Source organism: Kribbella sp. NPDC056345 (assembly GCF_042262745.1).
Lineage (GTDB): Bacteria > Actinomycetota > Actinomycetes > Propionibacteriales > Kribbellaceae > Kribbella.
Window position 1 is genome coordinate 1 of the sequence record NZ_JBHJQQ010000006.1, and the last position, 16,398, is coordinate 16,398.

At 70.3% G+C, this 16,398-nt stretch carries 11 protein-coding genes; 9 read left to right on the plus strand and 2 right to left on the minus strand.

Annotated features, from left to right (window positions below; genetic code table 11):
• Positions 1–436 (minus strand): hypothetical protein (locus ACFCV3_RS21735; protein ID WP_376032455.1); only part of this gene is annotated, 436 nt, incomplete at its 3' end.
• On the opposite strand from ACFCV3_RS21735, the gene ACFCV3_RS21740 reads away from it, so the two are divergent.
• From ACFCV3_RS21740 to ACFCV3_RS21750, 3 genes are read left to right on the plus strand one after another with little or no spacing between them, the layout of a single operon-like run.
• Entirely contained in the window at positions 411–5,615 is a 5,205-nt protein-coding gene (locus ACFCV3_RS21740) for a toxin glutamine deamidase domain-containing protein (protein ID WP_376032457.1), read from the plus strand. The two genes, ACFCV3_RS21735 and ACFCV3_RS21740, sit on opposite strands and share 26 nt — an antisense overlap.
• Entirely contained in the window at positions 5,609–6,136 is a 528-nt protein-coding gene (locus ACFCV3_RS21745; RefSeq protein ID WP_376032459.1) for a hypothetical protein, read from the plus strand. The genes ACFCV3_RS21740 and ACFCV3_RS21745 overlap by 7 nt, the downstream gene beginning before the upstream one ends.
• Positions 6,137–6,400 carry a hypothetical protein gene (locus ACFCV3_RS21750; RefSeq protein WP_376032461.1) on the plus strand — a complete coding sequence of 88 codons (264 nt, stop codon included), beginning with the start codon at positions 6,137–6,139 and terminating at the stop codon, positions 6,398–6,400.
• Here ACFCV3_RS21750 and ACFCV3_RS21755 read toward each other — a convergent pair whose 3' ends face one another.
• On the minus strand, positions 6,401–7,282 hold the full coding sequence (locus ACFCV3_RS21755; protein ID WP_376032463.1) for a hypothetical protein: 882 nt from the start codon (positions 7,280–7,282) through the stop codon (positions 6,401–6,403).
• 226 nt (positions 7,283–7,508) lie between these two features.
• Between ACFCV3_RS21755 and eccCa the strand changes: the two genes are divergently transcribed.
• The 6 genes from eccCa to ACFCV3_RS21785 all read left to right on the plus strand — a co-directional run bounded on the left by eccCa (position 7,509) and on the right by ACFCV3_RS21785 (position 16,342).
• Positions 7,509–11,420, plus strand: a complete 3,912-nt coding sequence (eccCa, locus tag ACFCV3_RS21760) for a type VII secretion protein EccCa (protein WP_376032465.1) — start codon at positions 7,509–7,511, stop codon at positions 11,418–11,420.
• The gene (locus ACFCV3_RS21765; protein WP_376032467.1) at positions 11,417–11,806 is read left to right on the plus strand and encodes a hypothetical protein; all 390 of its coding nucleotides are present in this window, start codon (positions 11,417–11,419) and stop codon (positions 11,804–11,806) included. The genes eccCa and ACFCV3_RS21765 overlap by 4 nt, the downstream gene beginning before the upstream one ends.
• 1 nt (position 11,807) lies before the next feature.
• Complete coding sequence (locus tag ACFCV3_RS21770) at positions 11,808–12,875, plus strand: DUF6177 family protein (protein ID WP_376032469.1); 1,068 nt, start codon at positions 11,808–11,810, stop codon at positions 12,873–12,875.
• Positions 12,872–14,194 carry an EsaB/YukD family protein gene (locus tag ACFCV3_RS21775; protein WP_376032471.1) on the plus strand — a complete coding sequence of 441 codons (1,323 nt, stop codon included), beginning with the start codon at positions 12,872–12,874 and terminating at the stop codon, positions 14,192–14,194. Before ACFCV3_RS21770 ends, ACFCV3_RS21775 begins: the two co-directional genes overlap by 4 nt.
• A 12-nt stretch (positions 14,195–14,206) precedes the next feature.
• Positions 14,207–15,673, plus strand: coding sequence for a hypothetical protein (locus ACFCV3_RS21780; protein WP_376032473.1), 1,467 nt, complete (start codon positions 14,207–14,209; stop codon positions 15,671–15,673).
• Between the two features lie 117 nt (positions 15,674–15,790).
• On the plus strand, positions 15,791–16,342 hold the full coding sequence (locus ACFCV3_RS21785; protein ID WP_376032475.1) for a Rieske (2Fe-2S) protein: 552 nt from the start codon (positions 15,791–15,793) through the stop codon (positions 16,340–16,342).
• The last annotated feature ends 56 nt before the right edge of the window (positions 16,343–16,398 follow it).

Genomic DNA, 16,398 nt, shown 5'->3' on the forward strand with positions numbered 1-16,398 from the left:
GCTCTACGAACACGCCGAGCTCTACGAACACGCCGAGCTCTACGAACACGCCGAGCTCGACCAACACGCCGAGCTCTACGAACACGCCTGCATCGCAGACGTCGCCGAAGCTGGACTCGCTCCAGCCGACGCCGGGAACGCCGAACACGCCGGGAACCCCGAACACCCCGAACACGCCGACGTCGACCCACACGCCGGGGACGCCGAGCTCGACGCACACGCCGACCTCGACCAACACGCCGAGTTCCACGCACACGCCGACCTCGACCAACACGCCGAGTTCCACGCACACGCCGACGACTCCGGATGCGCCGTCGACGCCGTCGAGCACGCACACGCCGGACACCGTCTCACCGCAGACACGTGCTCCGGAGGCGCCGGCCGCGCGGGCCGCCGACCCGGTGACGCCGATGCCGATGAACACCGGCACGCCCATGCACGGCGGCACCCCGAACACAGGGACGCCGAACACCGGCAGCCCGGACGCACCTCGTACGCCGGACGCACGCCGTACTCCGGATGCACCGCGCACCCCCGATGCACCGCGTACGCCGGATGCTCCGGTCCGCCCCGGCCGGACGCCGGACGCGGAGGCGCCGCGCACGCGTGGCGACTACGACGCGGACGCGCCACGCCGTACCGACAGCGACGCGGATGCCCCGCGGCGTACGCCGGATGAGCCGAACAGGCCGAACCAGACGATCGGCGAGCGGCTCGACGGCAAGGAGCCCACGATCGGGCAGCGCCTGGAGCCCGACGGCCCGGTCCGGCCGACTCCCCGCCAGTCGATCGCCGACCGCCTGGACGGCAAGGAGCCCACGATCGGCGAGCGCCTCGACGGCGTCCCACCGGTCGGCTCCCGCACCCCGGACACCCCGCGCACCCCAGACGGCACGCGCACGCCGGATGGCACTCGCACTCCCGATGGCAGCCGTACGCCGGATGGTTCGCGTACTCCGGACGGCAGCCGTACGCCGGATGGTTCGCGTACTCCGGACGGCAGCCGTACGCCGGATGGTTCGCGTACTCCGGACGGCAGCCGTACGCCGGATGGTTCGCGTACTCCGGACGGCAGCCGCACGCCCGATGGCCCTCGTACCCCCGACGGCACGCGTGCTCCCGATGGCACGCGGACGCCGGATGGGCCGCGGACTCGGGAAGGGCAGCCGGTTCGGCCGCGGGGGGAGGACCCGCTGTTCCCGCAGGGGGATCGTCGGCACGAGGGATGGGAGTCGCCGGACTACCGCGACCCGTCGGGTCTGAACAACACGCCGGGCCGGCCGCACCAGCCGGACTACGGGCCGGAGCCCGACCTGACCGACCCGAAGAACCTGCCGTTCGACTACGACCCCAAGAACCCGCCCCCGCAGTTCAACCTGTGGGAGCAGCGCGCCCCCGATTTCGACCCGGACGCGGTACGCCGGACGCCGGATCACCCCGACGCCGCGAACGACCCGCACTGGGACAGCCCGCTGAACCGTCAGCGCGAGATCGACGCGATGAAGCCGGACTACCTGCGCCCGGAGCCGGGCAAGCCGCGGAACCAGGTCGACCCGCACTCGTTCATCGACCCCGACCCGCGGGACGTCCGCCGGGGCGAGCTGCGCGACTCGGTCGGCGACCCGCCGCACAGCAACCCTGAGGTCTGGGCCGACAACATCAACCCGGACTACCACCGCAGCGAGCACTACCGGATGAACTGCGCGGACGTCTCGCGCCGGACCGCGGATACTCTCAACGGCGACACCCCGGACCTGGCCTCCGGCCGGAAGATGGCGAGGGGTGAGGACCCCGAAGGCACGCTCGAGTGGATGGACCTGGAGAACTTCCCGGCCGAGAACCAGATGCGGGCGGATCCGTCGCGCCCGCCGGCCGAGTTCACCAACGCCGCCTACCAGCGGCTGCACGACGCGCTGGCCGGCCGGAAGCCGGGTACGCACGCGAACGTCTTCGTGCAGTGGGCCGGGTCGATGCCCGGTATCCCCGGTGGTGGGCACGTGTTCAACGCATTCGTGGACGAGGCGGGGAACGTCAAGTTCCTGGACGCGCAGCCCAAGCCCGCGAGGATCGTGGACGCGTACCCGCCTGGCCACACCGGTCCGCCGGTGAACCCGTACGCGCGCCCCGACGGGAGCGGGAACATCATCTCGATCCAGTTCGCCATCCGCGAGAAGGGTGGTCGCTGGGAGGGCCCGCCGCGCCCGGCGAACATGCCGCCGGCGTCGCAGATGTCGCACATCCGTAAGACCACCTTCCGTGGTGTCGATCCGGTACCGGGCCACGCCAGTGTCAACACGCCGGACCTGAACCCGGGCGGAATGCACACGCCGGGGGCCGGCAGGTTCGGTACGAACACACCGGACAACAACCCCGGACAGCCATCAATAGCCGACCGCCTGGCCGGCGTCGACCGCCCGTCCACACCCCACCACGCCGACGCACCGAACACCCCGGACGGACGCACCCCGGACACGCACGCACCCGATGCGCGCACCCCGGACACGCACGCGCCGGATGGGCGCACGCCGGATACCCAGACACCTGACAGGCACACCCCGGACGGGCGTGCCCCAGAGACGCACACGCCTGAGGGGCGTACCCCGGACGCACACGCGCCGGACGGACGTACCCCGGAGACCCACGCACCCGATGGGCGTACCCCGGACGCACACGCGCCGGACGGACGTACCCCGGAGACCCACGCACCCGATGGGCGCACCCCGGACGGACGCACGCCGGACACGCACGCACCGGATGGGCACACCCCCGACACGCACGCGCCGGACGGGCGGATGCCGGACACGCACGCACCCGATGGGCGTACGCCGGATGGGCGTGCTCCTGAGGGGCGGGATCAGTTCGGGTCTCATCCGACTGCGGACGAGGGTCCGTTCCGGGGGTCGGAGTTGGCTGACCCCAACTTCCGGGCTTCGGATGCGGATGTCGCCGCGTTGCGTGCGCAGGGCGAGATGCACGGTGGCAAGCTGAACGAGATCCGCAACCGGGGACGGCAGCAGCTGGGTGACCAGATCGACGAGCTGTCTTCGGCCGAGATCACCTCGCTCGAGCGGATGCTGATCGGCCACGACCACCAGGACGTGAACGATGCCTACCGTGCGGGTGACCGCTCGGTCGAGCAGAAGCCGGTCGTCCGCGTCGCGGCGTCGGTGCTGAAGAAGCTGCCCGACTTCCACGGCGAGATCCACCGCGGTATCAGCTTCCGCACGGCGGAGGACCTGGAGAAGTTCCTCAACCGGTACCTGCCCGGTCGGACCGCGACCGAGCCGGCGTTCACGCACTCTGCCAAGGCGCAGAACGGCGCGGACGACTTCAGCGGCGGACAGTACGACGCGGGCCGCGTCGTACTGCACATCGACGCCCAGCACGGCAAGGACCTGTCGTTCATGCGCGACCCCGCGGTCGGTATCGACGAGGTCATGCACGGGCCGCACACGCCGTTCTACCCGACGAAGATGGAGCAGGACGCGGACGGCGTCTGGCACATCCACGTCCGGGACCACGGCGGTCCGGTCGAACTGCCGCCGGGCCACACGCCGGAGCCGATCGTCGTGGAGCGCCCGCCGGCACGCAGCCAGCAGCCCGCCGGTCCGTTCGGTCCAGGTGGTCAGCCGTCGTACCCGGCGCCCGACTACCGTCCGCCGCAAACACACCCGGTACCCGACTACGGCCCGCCACCAGGCCACCCTGGCTACGGCCCGCCGCAGAGTCACCCGACCCCGGACTACGGCCCGCCGCAAGGCCACCCCGTACCCGACTACGGCCCGCCCCAGGGCCAGTACGGTCCCGGCCAGCACCAGCCCGGCCAGTACGGTCCGCCTGGACACCAGCAGGGTCACAACCCGCCTGGGCAGAACCCGCAGGGTCAGTTCGGTCCGACGGGACACCAGAACCCGCAGGGTCAGTTCGGTCCGACCGGACACCAGAACCCCCCGGGTCAGTACGGCCCGCCTGGGCACAACCCGCAGGGTCACCCGACGCCGGACTACGGCCCGCCGCAGGGCCGGCCGCAGTACGACCAGGGGCAGTACGGTCCCGGGCAGCACCCCAGCCAGCACCAGCCGGGCCAGTACGGTCCGCCTGGACACCAGCAGGGTCACAACCCGCCTGGGCAGAACCCGCAGGGCCAGTTCGGTCCGACCGGACACCAGAACCCACCGGGTCAGTACGGCCCGCCTGGCCACCAGCCGGGTCACAACCCGCAAGGCCGGCCCGGACACAACCCGCAGGGCCATCCCACGCCGGACTACGGCCCGCCGCAAGGCCGGCCGCAGTACGACCAGGGTCAGTACGGTCCGCCCGGACATCACCAGGGTCAGAACCAGCCGGGCCAGTACGGTCCGCCCGGACACAACCCGAACTACAACCCGCAGGGTCACCCGACGCCGGACCACGGCCCGCCGCAGGGCCGGCCGCAGTACGACCAGGGTCAGTACCAGAACCAGCAGGGTCAGTACGGTCCGCCGGGGCACTACCCGGATCCGAACCAGCCGGGCCAGTTCGGCCCGACCGGGCATCACCCGGATCCGAACCAGCCGGGTCACCCCGCCTACAACCCGCAGCAGCCACACCCTGGCTACGACCCGCGGAACCCGAACCCGTACAACCAGCCGAACCAGCCGAACCCGTACAACCAGCCGAACTACGGACCGCAGGCACGGCACACGCCGGACCAGTCCCCGTACGGCGGTCAGCCTCAGGGCGGCCAGTACGGCGGCCAGCCGCACGGCGGACAGCCGTCGTACGGTGGGCAGCCGCACGGCGGACAGCCTTCCTACGGTGGGCAGCCGCATGACGGTCAGCCGTCGTACGGGGGACAGCCGCCACAGGGTGGGCAGCCTTCGTACGGTGGTGGGCAGCCGCCGCATGGGGACCAGCCGGCCTATGGGCAGCCAGATCCGCGGTCGGTGGGTGCACCGCCGAACACGGTGATTCGGCAGGGGACCGGGGCGAATGCCGGGTATCCGGTGCGGACGCCGGAGAAGGGCGAGTTCGTCGAGTTCGACGACGACCTCGACGGCGAGTACGTCAAGATCCGCAACCGGACCGACGATGTGCCCAAGATCGCGGAGGCACTCGACCTGCACGACGAGGACCCGGCGAAGCTGGCCGAGATCGCCGAACTGGTCGACGTGGCGAAGCGGAACATGTTCGTGAACAAGCACGACGTGGCGATCGGGCCGGGAGACATCCGGCACGGCAACTTCCAGGCGATGCCGGGGATCGCGGAGCTGTGGAACAAGGCAGCGCGGGGTGACCTCACGATCAGGGAGGAGAACGCCGTTCGCTCCCTGGTCGCCCATGAGTACGTCGAAGCCAAGTTGCTCGAGGCCGGCGCGCCGTACAAACTGGCCGATCCGGACATGTGGGAGGGTCCGGCGGACGACCCGACCTACCTGTACAAGAAGAACCCGGGGCCCCACGAGCTGGCGCCGTTGTCGCTGAAGGGCGGTGACGACTCCAGTCTGCTGGAACTGTGGAAGACGCGGTACGGACTGACCTCGCCGTTCGGGGACGAGCCGTTCACGCCGGGTGACTTGTCGAAGGCGAAGCTGGATGCGATCGTCCAGGCGATTAAGGAGCAAAAGGGATGGTGACCGACACGGCCGCCGCGGAGCGGATGGTCGAGCGTCTGCTCGCGGTCAAGTGGGACGACGACGCCATGTCGGCGCACCACCGGTCACGGGCCCGGCTGGCCCGTGAGTTCCTCCGGCGGACCGCGCAGTGGGCGCAGGCCCTCGGGGCCGAGCGAGGCTGGCCGGCGAGCGATCTGGCCGGCGCTCTGGATCCGGATGTCGCCGTTGACCCGGCGTTGCTGGCCAAGCTGGAGCTGGACGAGACGTCGAGTGATCTGTTCCCGGTCCCGGAGGACATCGCCCCGCTGATGGTGCGCTGGGCGGCGCTGGGTGATCTTCCGCGGCAGCGGTTCCCGGAGCTGGATGATCCCTACGAACCGTTGGTGGAGTTCTTCGCCCGCGGTGGTGGCTATGCCTACGGTCCGGGGGAGCTCGATCTCGGCTTTGCCTCCATCCCGCTCCGGAAGGTGGCCGACCGGGCTGCGTTGGAGCCGTTGCCGATCGACGCCGCGTCGTTGGATGCGCTGGATCAGGAGAGCTGAGTGTCGGGTACATATGGGACTCAGGTCATCGAGTCCGTTGCGGTACGGCGGCGCCGGTTGCGCGAGGCCTGGTTGTTCGGGGCCGAGCGGGCCAAGAACACGCTGAACGAGCAGACCGGCCGGGTGCTGGCCAGCGTGATGATCGGTGCACTGGCTTGCGCGGGCTGTGCGGGTGTCGCGTACTTCAAGTCCTCGCAGGCCAAGGAGAAGCAGCCGACACCGACCTCGACGACGGGGCCTGTGAACCCTTCCCCTTCGAAGTAGTCAGCGCCCGAAGAGGTGCCGCAGCCACGTCCGTCGTGGCTGCGGTTTGAGGGCGGCCGGGAGTACGGCGGCCGGGGGAGTGGCCAGCGTCACAGGGATCTGCACCATGTGGTCGCCTTGTAGCCAGAACAGGTCCGGCGAGCACTGGTCGGGCGCACCGCGGTAGCTGTCCGCCACCCAGGCGGCGAGCGCATCGGCACGCGCCTGTCCTGCGTCGGCGGGGCAGTAGGCGATCGTGCCCAGCCGCGGTACGCCGATCAGTACGCCGGCCCCGGTCGATGCCTGGGGCAACAAGGTGTCCCGGTCGACGACCGCCATCGACACCAGCGGATCGCCGTCGCGCCGGAGAACCGAGATCCCGTTCTGTTCGGCCGGGACGAGATCCGCGATCTCGTGCAGACTCAGCTGCACCGGCGACGGTACGCCGGGATCACCGAGCCCGAGCATTGACCGCCGGACGACGGTCAGCCGCCGCAGCTCGCTGCCCGTGCGGATGAAGACCACGACCTCGAAGTGGTCACCGAACGGAATGAGCGCGTCGGCCACCGGGCCCGCGGTCCGGGCCGACCAGCCGCGCTGGACGAGCAATGCGCGTTGCCGTTCGGCGACGTCGCCGAACCGGTGTTCCTCGGTGGCGAGCTCACCCTCTGCGACGACGGCGCGCAGCCAGGCCTCGATCTGCTCGGCCCAGCGTGCCTGTGGTAGCTGTAGGCAACGATCGACGATCTCGCCGACGCCCACGACCGCCGACATCTGCAGCGCGCCGCGGCCCCAGCCGACCTCCACGGTTCGCTCCGCGGCGTCGACCACGCAGCCCGGCAGCCAGATCGGCGCAAGCTCCGCGATCACGTCGACTATCGCCGAATCGTCCGTCCCTGTCATGTGTTGACCTCACCCACCACTACAGTGTCTCGCACGTCCGTCGGTAAGAAGTACGAAGTCTCCCCGCGCAACCGCGCGGCACGCCCAGCGGAGGAACACCTTAGTGGCAAGCCGGATCGTGCACCGCCCGGCGCGGCGCACACCTCCACCCGGGGTACAGCAGCAGCGCGTGATCGAACCAGCACCTCATCTCGGAGGTGGTGGCGGAGGCGGCGGTGGTGGCGCGATGCAGACGCTGCTGCCGATGGTGGGCAGTCTCGGATCGGTCGCCATGATGACGATGGGCCGGTCCGGCCCGATGGTGATGGTCGGGGCCGGTCTGCTCGGGCTGACCCTGGTCGGGTCGGTCGGCGGCATGCTGGCCTCGCGCGGCAAGGGCGGTAAGGACCGCAAGAGCCAGCGCACCCGCTACCTGGACTACCTCGAGCGCATGCGTGACGAGTTCTCCAAGGAGGAGCGGAAGGCGCGGGCCGAGGCGCTCGAGCTCAACCCGCCGCCGGACGCGCTGCTCGACTGTGTGGCCGATGTCTCGCGGTTGTGGGAGCGGCGCCGGACCGACAGCGACTTCCTGCAGCCGCGGTGTGGTAGCGGCCGGGTTCCGGTCGTGCCGGCGCGGCTGGGGCAGGGTGGTTCCGCGATGGAGCCGCCGGATCCCTTCATGACGGCCGAGGCAACCGCGCTGGTACGGCGTTTCACCGAGATGCCGGACATGCCGCTGACCGTGCCGCTGGACCACGTGGGCAACGTCAGCATCGTCGGTGACCGGGAGGGCGTCGTACGGGTTGCTCGTTCGCTGCTCGTCCAGACCGCGGTGTTCCACGCGCCGGAGGACGTCGCGATCGCGGCCAGTTTCCCGCAGCGTGCCCTGCCGGACTGGGACTGGATGGCGTGGCTTCCGCATGCGCAGGATCCCGAGCGCAAGCAGGGTCCGATGCCGTTCCGCCGGATCGCCGAGTCGCCGTACGAGCTGACGCAGTTGCTGTCGGCCGATCTCGCCGAGCGTGTTCAGTGGGCGACGGAGTCGCGTCGTGGGTCGGTGAACTTCGAGGACCGCCGGAAGCTGACCAAGCGGCTGCTGGTGCTGCACGACACGTACGGCGACGTCGCGGCCGAGGTTCGTCCGGGCGCGGACGACGGGATTCTCCCGGGTGAGCTCGGGGTGACCGTGCTGCACCTGGTGGCCGACCGGGTCCAGGAGCCGAGTTCGGTGACGATGCGGATCACCGTGTACGGCGACGAGGTCCGGATCGAGGACCTGCGGGGTGCGTACCCGATGGCGGCCAGTGGCCGGGTCGACCGGATGGAAGCCCCGGTTGCCGCGGGGATCACCCGTGAGATGGCGCCGCTGCGGTTGTCGGCGGAGTCGCTCGAAGAAGAAGGACATGTCGACGACGTCGACTTCATGGGCCTGATCGGGATCTCCGACATCGGCCAGCTGGACTTCAAGCGCCTGTGGCAGGAGCGGTCCGACCGGGCGTTCCTGCGGGTCCCGCTCGGTGTCGACGACACCGGAGCCGTGGTGCAGGTCGACCTCAAGGAATCGGCCCAGCTCGGTATGGGTCCGCACGGCCTGTGCGTCGGAGCGACGGGTTCCGGTAAGTCCGAGGTGCTGCGGACGATGGTGATGGCGCTGATGGCCACCCACAGTCCCGAGGATCTCTCGTTCGTCCTGGTCGACTTCAAGGGTGGTGCGTCGTTCGCGCCGTTCGAGCGGGTGCCGCACGTGTCCGGCATCATCACCAACCTGCGCGACGACGCGAGCCTGATCGAGCGCGCCTACAAGAGCCTCGAGGGCGAGGTGCAGCGTCGTCAGCAGGTGCTGAAGGACGCGGGCAACATCGCGAACATCACCGACTACCGGCTGCACCGCAAGCAGAAGCCGGAGATGGCGCCGCTGCCGCACCTGTTCATCATCATCGACGAGTTCGGTGAGCTGCTGAACGAGCGCCCGGACTTCATCGACCTGTTCCTGTCGATCGGCCGCATCGGCCGTTCGATCGGTGTCCACCTGCTGCTGTCCAGCCAGCGGGTCGAGTCCGGCAAGCTGCGCGGCCTGGAGACCTATCTGTCGTACCGGCTCGGTCTGCGCACGTTCTCCGAGGAGGAGAGCCGGACGGTGTTGGACACCACCGACGCGTTCCACCTGCCGCCGCTTCCGGGCTTCGGGTTCCTCAAGGTCGACACCAGCGTCTACCAGCGGTTCCGCGCGGCTTATGTGTCCGGCGCGTACACCCCGCCGACCGACGTGATCGTCGAGGACGAGGGCACCGAGGCGCGGCCGATGCTGCTCCCGCCGTACCAGCAGACCGAGGCCGAGATCGAGGCTGCGCAGTCGGCTGGGAAGCCGGCGCCGGGCAGCAAGGCGACGGAGCGTACGACGGGCCCGACCGAGCTGACCGTGTTCGTCGACCAGGTCCGGAAGGCCGCCGAACAGGTCCTGAAGATCTGGCTCCCGCCGCTGCCGACCGCCTGCACGCTGGACGCGCTCGGCGGCCGGACCGACTTCGTCGAGGGACGCGGCCTGCAGCTGGCCGTCCGGGTGCCGCCGATGCAGCCGCCGGTCGGTGTGGTCGACGACCCGGTCAACCAGACCCAAGAGGTCTTCCGGCTGGACCTGACCCGGGCCGGCGGTCACGCGGCCATCGTGGGCGGTCCGTCCTCCGGCAAGACGACCGCACTGCGGACCATCGTCACTTCGCTGGCCCACACGCACACCCCGCTCGAGGTCTCGATCTACGCGCTCGACCTGGCCGGCGGCGGTATGCAGGCGCTGTCCGAGCTGCCGCATGTCGGTGGGGTCGCACTGCGGACCGACCGCGAGCGGATCCGGCGGACGGTTGAAGAGATCCGCACGATGATCGACCACCGCGAGCGGGTCTTCCGCAACCACGCGATCGACACCATGGAAGGGCTGCGCCAGGAGCACGCGGCGGGCCGGATTCCGGAGCTGCCGTCGGCGGACGTCGTACTGGTGATCGACAACTACGGTGCGATCCGGACGACGTTCGACGAGCTGGACGAGCCGATCAGCGACATCCTGCAGCGGGGCAGCAGCTACGGCATCCACGTGGTGACGTCGATGATGCGCTGGAACGACGTCCGGATGCAGAACCAGGCGATGTTCGGCACCATGCTCGAGCTGCGGCTGAACGACCCGACCGAGTCCAACATCGACCGGCGGCTGCAGGAGGTCCTGCGCAAGGCCGGTCCCGGCCGGATGCTGGTGCCGGGCGGCAAGCTGTACGGGCAGTTCGCACTGCCGCGGATCGACGGTGTCGCCGACGACGAGAACCTGTCCGGCATTCTCGAGGCGCAGGCGGTCACGGTCCGCTCCACCTGGCAGGGCCCGCGGGCCCCGCAGGTCCGGATCCTGCCGCTGCAGCTGCCGCGTAACCAGGTGGGCGACGACATCCGCCAGCCCGGTGTGGTGCCGATCGGTGTGGACGAGCGAGGGCTGGCGCCGGTCTACCTGGACCTCGCCGGTCGCGACACGAACCTCGTCGTGTTCGGCGACAGCGGGTCCGGCAAGACCAACATGGTCCGGCTCATCGTCCAGCAGCTGCTCGACCAGCACACCCCGGAGCAACTGGTGTTCGCCGTACTCGACCCGCGGCGCGGTCTGCGCGAGGTCGTCCCGCAGGCGTACGTCGGTGGTTACGCACCGACCGGCCGAGTCGCGGCCGGTCTCGCGGCCGGTGTGTCGCAGGAGCTGGCCAAGCGGATGCCGGACGACAGCGGCGCGATCCCGGAGGCCGGTCAGGGTGGCCCGCGGATCGTCGTACTGGCCGACGACTACGACCTGCTGACGTCGGGCGGTCAGTCGCCGATGGACCCGTTCCTGCCGTACGTCGCGGCCGGCCGCGACATCAAGCTGCACTTCATCGTGGCCCGGCGCGCCTCCGGTGCGTCGCGGCAGCTGTACGAGCCGTTCCTGTCCGCGGTGATGGAGTCCGGAGCAGCCGGTCTGGTGCTGTCCGGCGACCGCGCTGAGGGGCAGCTCTTCACCGGCGCGTACCCGGGCGACTACCCGCCCGGCCGCGGATTGTTCGTACGACGAGGCGATGGACCGGAGCTGGTCCAGACGGCACTGGCCGATCCGGTCCAGGCTGCCGCCCAGAGCAGTGGAGGAACCACATGACCTACGACCTGGTGGCGCTCGTCGACGGGCGCCCGTCGAGTGACGACGTCATGGCGGGCCTCACCGCCGCGGGCAACGAGCTCGGTGTGCGCGCGGTGAGCGGCGGCGCCGTTGTTCAGTTGTGCGGCGACGACGACCAGCCGCTGGTGTCGGTCGAGCTGCCGTTGCTGATCCAGGTGCCCGGTGAGGTCGAGCGGATGCTCGGCTCGACGGTCGGCGTGGTGGACACGCCGGCCTGGTGGGTGGAGATCCGGGCGACGACGCGGGACGGCGCGCGTGAAGTCGCCGAGCAGTACGCGAACACCCTGATCGACCGGCTGGGTGGCAAGGTCTGGACGTCGGAGGGAATCCGGACGTCCGAGGCCCCGAGCGAGGAGACCCACTGAGATGCCGAACGAACTGATCTTCAGCCCCGGCGTCGACCTGATCACCGAGAAGGTCGCCGTCGTCATGCAGGACCGCCCGGTGATCGGGATGTCGGCCTGGCTGGGCGACGCGCTGGCCTCGGCGAAGATGGCCGGCCGCGACCTGCAGCTGGTCACCCCGAAGACCTCCGCGCTGACCTACCCGGTCCGGGCGAGCATCTTCAAGGGGGCGTACTCCAAGTGGGTCGTCACCGACGACGACGGCGAGTACTTCGACGGCCTGAACGGTGTCCGGCTGAAGTGGAACGGCGAGATGTTCCTGGCCCGCGCGGCCGCCGCCACGAAGGGTGAGCCGACCTCGGACCTGCACCCGGACTACGTGGTCAAGGACGAGATGTTCGGTCAGCTCCAGTTCACCGTGCGGGTCCGGCACCGCGCGGTCGAGAGCCTGGTGCTCGGCAAGATGACCGAGCGGCTGTTCACCGCGGCGACCGGCAGCGGCCCGGCCGGCTGGTCGACGTCCGAGCCGGTCACCCAGCCGTGGAGCCCGCAGGCGCTGACCGAGTACTGCCGCGACCGGGCCCCGCAGCCGACCTGGCTGGTCCTGTCCGGGCAGCCGGGCAAGGAGTTCCCGCCGTCGGTCGGCACCCTCGAGGTCCGCCGGACCATGTCGGGTGTCGACGAGACCGTCACGCTCGCGGTCACCCAGCCGGGGATGGACTTCCCGGACGCGAACAAGGTCGGTGAGTGGATCGACGAGATCGCCGACAACTACGAGCTGATCTCGGCGATGGTGATGGGCGCGTACGGCGAGGCCGACGGCAGCTACCGGCCGCGCTTCGTCGGCATGGCCTGCCCGATCGGCGTCGGGGCCGGGAACGAAGCGGTCCGGGCGTCCAGCGTCGCCGAGATGGTGAAGGTCCCGGGGATCAGCCGGGCGATGGCGATCGGGCCCGCCCACGCGCCCGCGATCTGGTACCCGATCGGCAACGGGCGCCAGCCGCGCGACTGGGAGGCCTACGCCGCGCTGATGAAGAAGCTGATCCCGGCCGAGGCGCTGGCAGGTAAGCAAGGGAGTTACGGAGTATGAGTACGTACAGCCGGGTGACGGTGATCGGTCAGCGGCGGCGGATGGACGCCGTGCTGCCCGCCGATGAGCCGCTCGGTGTCCTGCTGCCGGACCTGCTCCGGATGCTCGACGAGCCGCTGCAGCAGACACCGCAGCGCCGGTTCCTGACCACGGCGACCGGTGTCCTGGTGCCCCCGGAGGGCACGCTGGCGTCCGCGCAGATCATCGACGGCGCGGTGCTGCGGCTCGCGGCCGAGGGTGAGCTGCCGCCGCCCCCGACCGTGTACGACGTGACCGAGGAGGCCGTCGAGGACCTCAAACGGCGCGGTACGACGTTCAAGCCCGCGCACCGGCGTGTCCTGGCCGGGTGTGGGCTGGTCTTCTCGCTGGTCGCCGGCGCGATCTCGCTGCTGGTCGCCGCGCCGAACGCGATCGCCGCTGCCGCACTGCTGGTGCTGGCCGCGATCTGCGCGTTCATCGGTATCGCGCTCGGCCGGTCGGGCAACAAGCTGATCGCGATCCCGCTGGTCATCGTGGCCTCGGTCCTGCTGGCGCTGGCGGTCGGGTTCTGGGCGCTGGATTCCGGGGCGAGCCTCGGTCTGACTGTCACGATCGGCGCACTGTGTCTGGCGTTCGGTCCGCTGCTCTTCTCGGCGGCCGGCCTGGTCGGTGGCGGCCTGGTGGCCGGTGCGACCTCCTTGCTGTTCGTTGTGGTCTGGATGCTCGGTGTCGGGACCGGCCTGGCCGCGGACCGGGTCGGTGCACTCGCTGCACTGCTGGCCGTGCTGCTGCTGGGCCTGCTGCCGCGGATGGCGCTCGCACTGTCCGGCCTGGCCAGCCTGGACGACAAGCGGGCTTCCGGGCAGGAGATCATGCGCGGCGACGTGCAGAGTGCACTCAACGCCGCTCACCTCGGTCTGGCGCTGGCGACGGTGCCGATCGCGGTGTCGTCGGGTGTGGCGGGAATCATGCTGCTGAAGGCCGGCGGCCCCTGGGCTGTCGCGCTGGCGCTGGTGCTGGCGTTCCTGCTGGCTTCGCGGTCCCGGCTGTACCCGCTGGTGCAGGAGGTCGCGACGCTGTTCGCAGCCGCGTTCACTGTGGTTTCCGGGTGCGTTCTGATCGCCGCAGTGAACGGTCAGGGCGGTGCGTTCATCGCGTTGGGGCTGCTGGTTCTGGTCGCCCTGTTCTGTGCCTTCGGTCTCGGTTCTGCACCGGCGGAGCATGTCCGTGCGCGGCTGACGCAGCTGCTGGACTATCTTGAGGTTGGCGCGATCATCGTGACGGTCCCGCTGGCGCTGGGAGTATTCGGCGTCTACTCCAACCTGCTGAACGCATTCTGACGACCGGATGGAATGACTGAATCCAACTGGCAGGGTGACATGCTGCGCCGGATGTCGGCGGAGCAGTCACCAGCCGAAGAGCCGTCCAACACCGACACCCCGCCACCGGCCGACCAGCCGGTAGCGGAGGCGCCGCCCGCTCCGCCTGCGCCCGGACCTGACCCCGCGCCCGGGCAGCAGCAGCCGCCTCCGCCTGCGCAGCAGTACCCGCAGCAGGGACCGCCGCCGCAGTACCAGCAGGCGCCGTACCAACAGCAGGGGTACGAGCAGTACCCGCCTCAGCAGTATCCGCAGCAGCCGCCGTACCAGCCGCCGCCGCAGCAGCAGTACCCCCAGCAGTACCCGCCGCAGCAGGGCTACCCGCCGCCGCCTCCGCAGTACCAGCAGCCGCCGCAGTACGGGCAGGCGCCGCCGGTGGAGCCGCCGCCGTACGCGGTGCCCCAGTATCCGCAGCAGCAGCAGCCGTACCCGCCTGCGCCGCCGCAGCAGCAGTACCCACCGCAGCAGTACCCGGAGCAGCAGTACCAGCAGCCCTATGCGGATCCGCAGTACCAGCAGCAGCCCCCGCCGTACCACCAGCAGCACCCGGGGCAGGCGCCGTACCAGCAGGGCCCGCCGCCGGTGCCGAACACCGGGTGGGGACCGCCGCCGACGCCACAGTCCGACCAGCTCGGTACGCCGATGGCCGACGGCGACTCGGTCTTCCGGCGCTTCCGCCGGTTCGCCTCCGAGGCGGCCTACCTGGTCGGCGCCTCCGGGCGGATCCAGCGCGACGTCGACAACATCGCGATGATCCGCCGCCCGATCGCGATCATGCGCCGGGTCGGTGTCCTCAGCCCGGTCACCAACGCCGGTACGTCGACAGTGAGCGCCCTGCTCGCGATGATGCTGGCAACCCAGCGGTCGGACCGTGTTGTCGCCATGGACGCGGATCCGGGTGGTGCCGAGCTGTCCCGCCGCCTCGAGCTCACAGTGGGCGCAGGCCCGATCGAACGCGTCAGCCTGGTCCGCAGCGACGGCAGCGCCGACGCGGTCCGCAGATCACTCGCCGAGGCGCAGAGCCAGGGCGCGCGTGATGTCGGGCTCGCCGTCGTCGACTGCCCAGGCAGCATGTACGACGAGATCAGCATGGAGATGGCGTCGTCGGCGCACTGCATCGTGCTGGTCGTCCCGTCCGTGCAGCATGTCGCGAACTACTGCCTGCAGCAGCTCGACCAGCTCACGCCCGACGGTCAGAATGTGCTCCTGACCCGTGGCGTCGTGGTGATCACGATGGTGCAGCCTGCGCCGCCGAGCTCGGTCGACTGGCTGCTGGAGGCGTTCCGGCAGCGCGGTCTCGAGCCGCTGGTGCTCCCTCATGACGCCCATATCGCGCAGGCTTGGCCGCTGCACGCGGAACAGCTTCAGGACGAGACCCGCCGGTCCGTGCTGGATCTGTCCGCGCGAGTGGTCCAGACAGTCACCGGCGCGGCCGGCTGAGACGAAAAAGTCTCAAACGACGGTTCAATCGCGCAGTGGATTGAACCGTTCGGGCCGCCGGGCCGTTTGTCAGAGCGTTCAACTATTTTGCCGGCAAGCTCCTGGAGGTCCAGATTCATGAGCGATGACACGATGGCACCACCCACCTCGCCACCCGACGCCGCACCCGACGGCCTGATGCGCGACCGGAGGTCGGTGCTCCGCTGTGCGGCGATCGCCGCGATGGTGGGTGCCAGCGCCCCGATCCTCGCCGCCTGCGGTGGCGGCGACACCCCCGGTGCGACCCCGACGACCGGGACCAGCACCGGCCCGACCAGTGCCCCGACCACGGGCGGCAGCACCGGTCCCTCGTCTGCGCCGCCGTCGAGTGCCGCAGGTGGCAAGGTGCTCGGCCCCGTCGCCGACATCCCGGTCGGCGGCGGCAAGGTGTTCACCGACGCCAAGGTCGTCGTCACCCAGCCGACCGCCGGGCAGTTCAAGGGGTTCTCCGCGGTCTGCACGCACCAGGGCAACCCGATCGGCTCGGTCGCGGACGGTCAGATCATCTGCCCGTTCCACCAGAGCCACTTCAGCATCACCGACGGTGCCCCGGTCAGCGGGCCGGCCCAGACGGCGCTCCCCGCGGTCAACGTCGCGGTCAACGGCACGAACGTCGTACAGACTGCCTGACCTCCCCAGTACGTCGAAAGGCCCGGCCAGATCTGGCCGGGCCTTTCGGGGGTGGG

Bases quoted from the DNA above. Each gene is read 5' to 3' on its own strand.
- ACFCV3_RS21780 (WP_376032473.1), top strand. From the start codon at position 14,207: ATGACTGAATCCAACTGGCAGGGTGACATGCTGCGCCGGATGTCGGCG.
- ACFCV3_RS21765 (WP_376032467.1), top strand. From the start codon at position 11,417: ATGACCTACGACCTGGTGGCGCTCGTCGACGGGCGCCCGTCGAGTGAC.
- ACFCV3_RS21770 (WP_376032469.1), top strand. From the start codon at position 11,808: ATGCCGAACGAACTGATCTTCAGCCCCGGCGTCGACCTGATCACCGAG.
- ACFCV3_RS21745 (WP_376032459.1), top strand. From the start codon at position 5,609: ATGGTGACCGACACGGCCGCCGCGGAGCGGATGGTCGAGCGTCTGCTC.
- ACFCV3_RS21775 (WP_376032471.1), top strand. From the start codon at position 12,872: ATGAGTACGTACAGCCGGGTGACGGTGATCGGTCAGCGGCGGCGGATG.
- ACFCV3_RS21740 (WP_376032457.1), top strand. From the start codon at position 411: ATGCCGATGAACACCGGCACGCCCATGCACGGCGGCACCCCGAACACA.
- ACFCV3_RS21755 (WP_376032463.1), bottom strand. From the start codon at position 7,282: ATGACAGGGACGGACGATTCGGCGATAGTCGACGTGATCGCGGAGCTT.
- eccCa (WP_376032465.1), top strand. From the start codon at position 7,509: ATGCAGACGCTGCTGCCGATGGTGGGCAGTCTCGGATCGGTCGCCATG.
- ACFCV3_RS21785 (WP_376032475.1), top strand. From the start codon at position 15,791: ATGAGCGATGACACGATGGCACCACCCACCTCGCCACCCGACGCCGCA.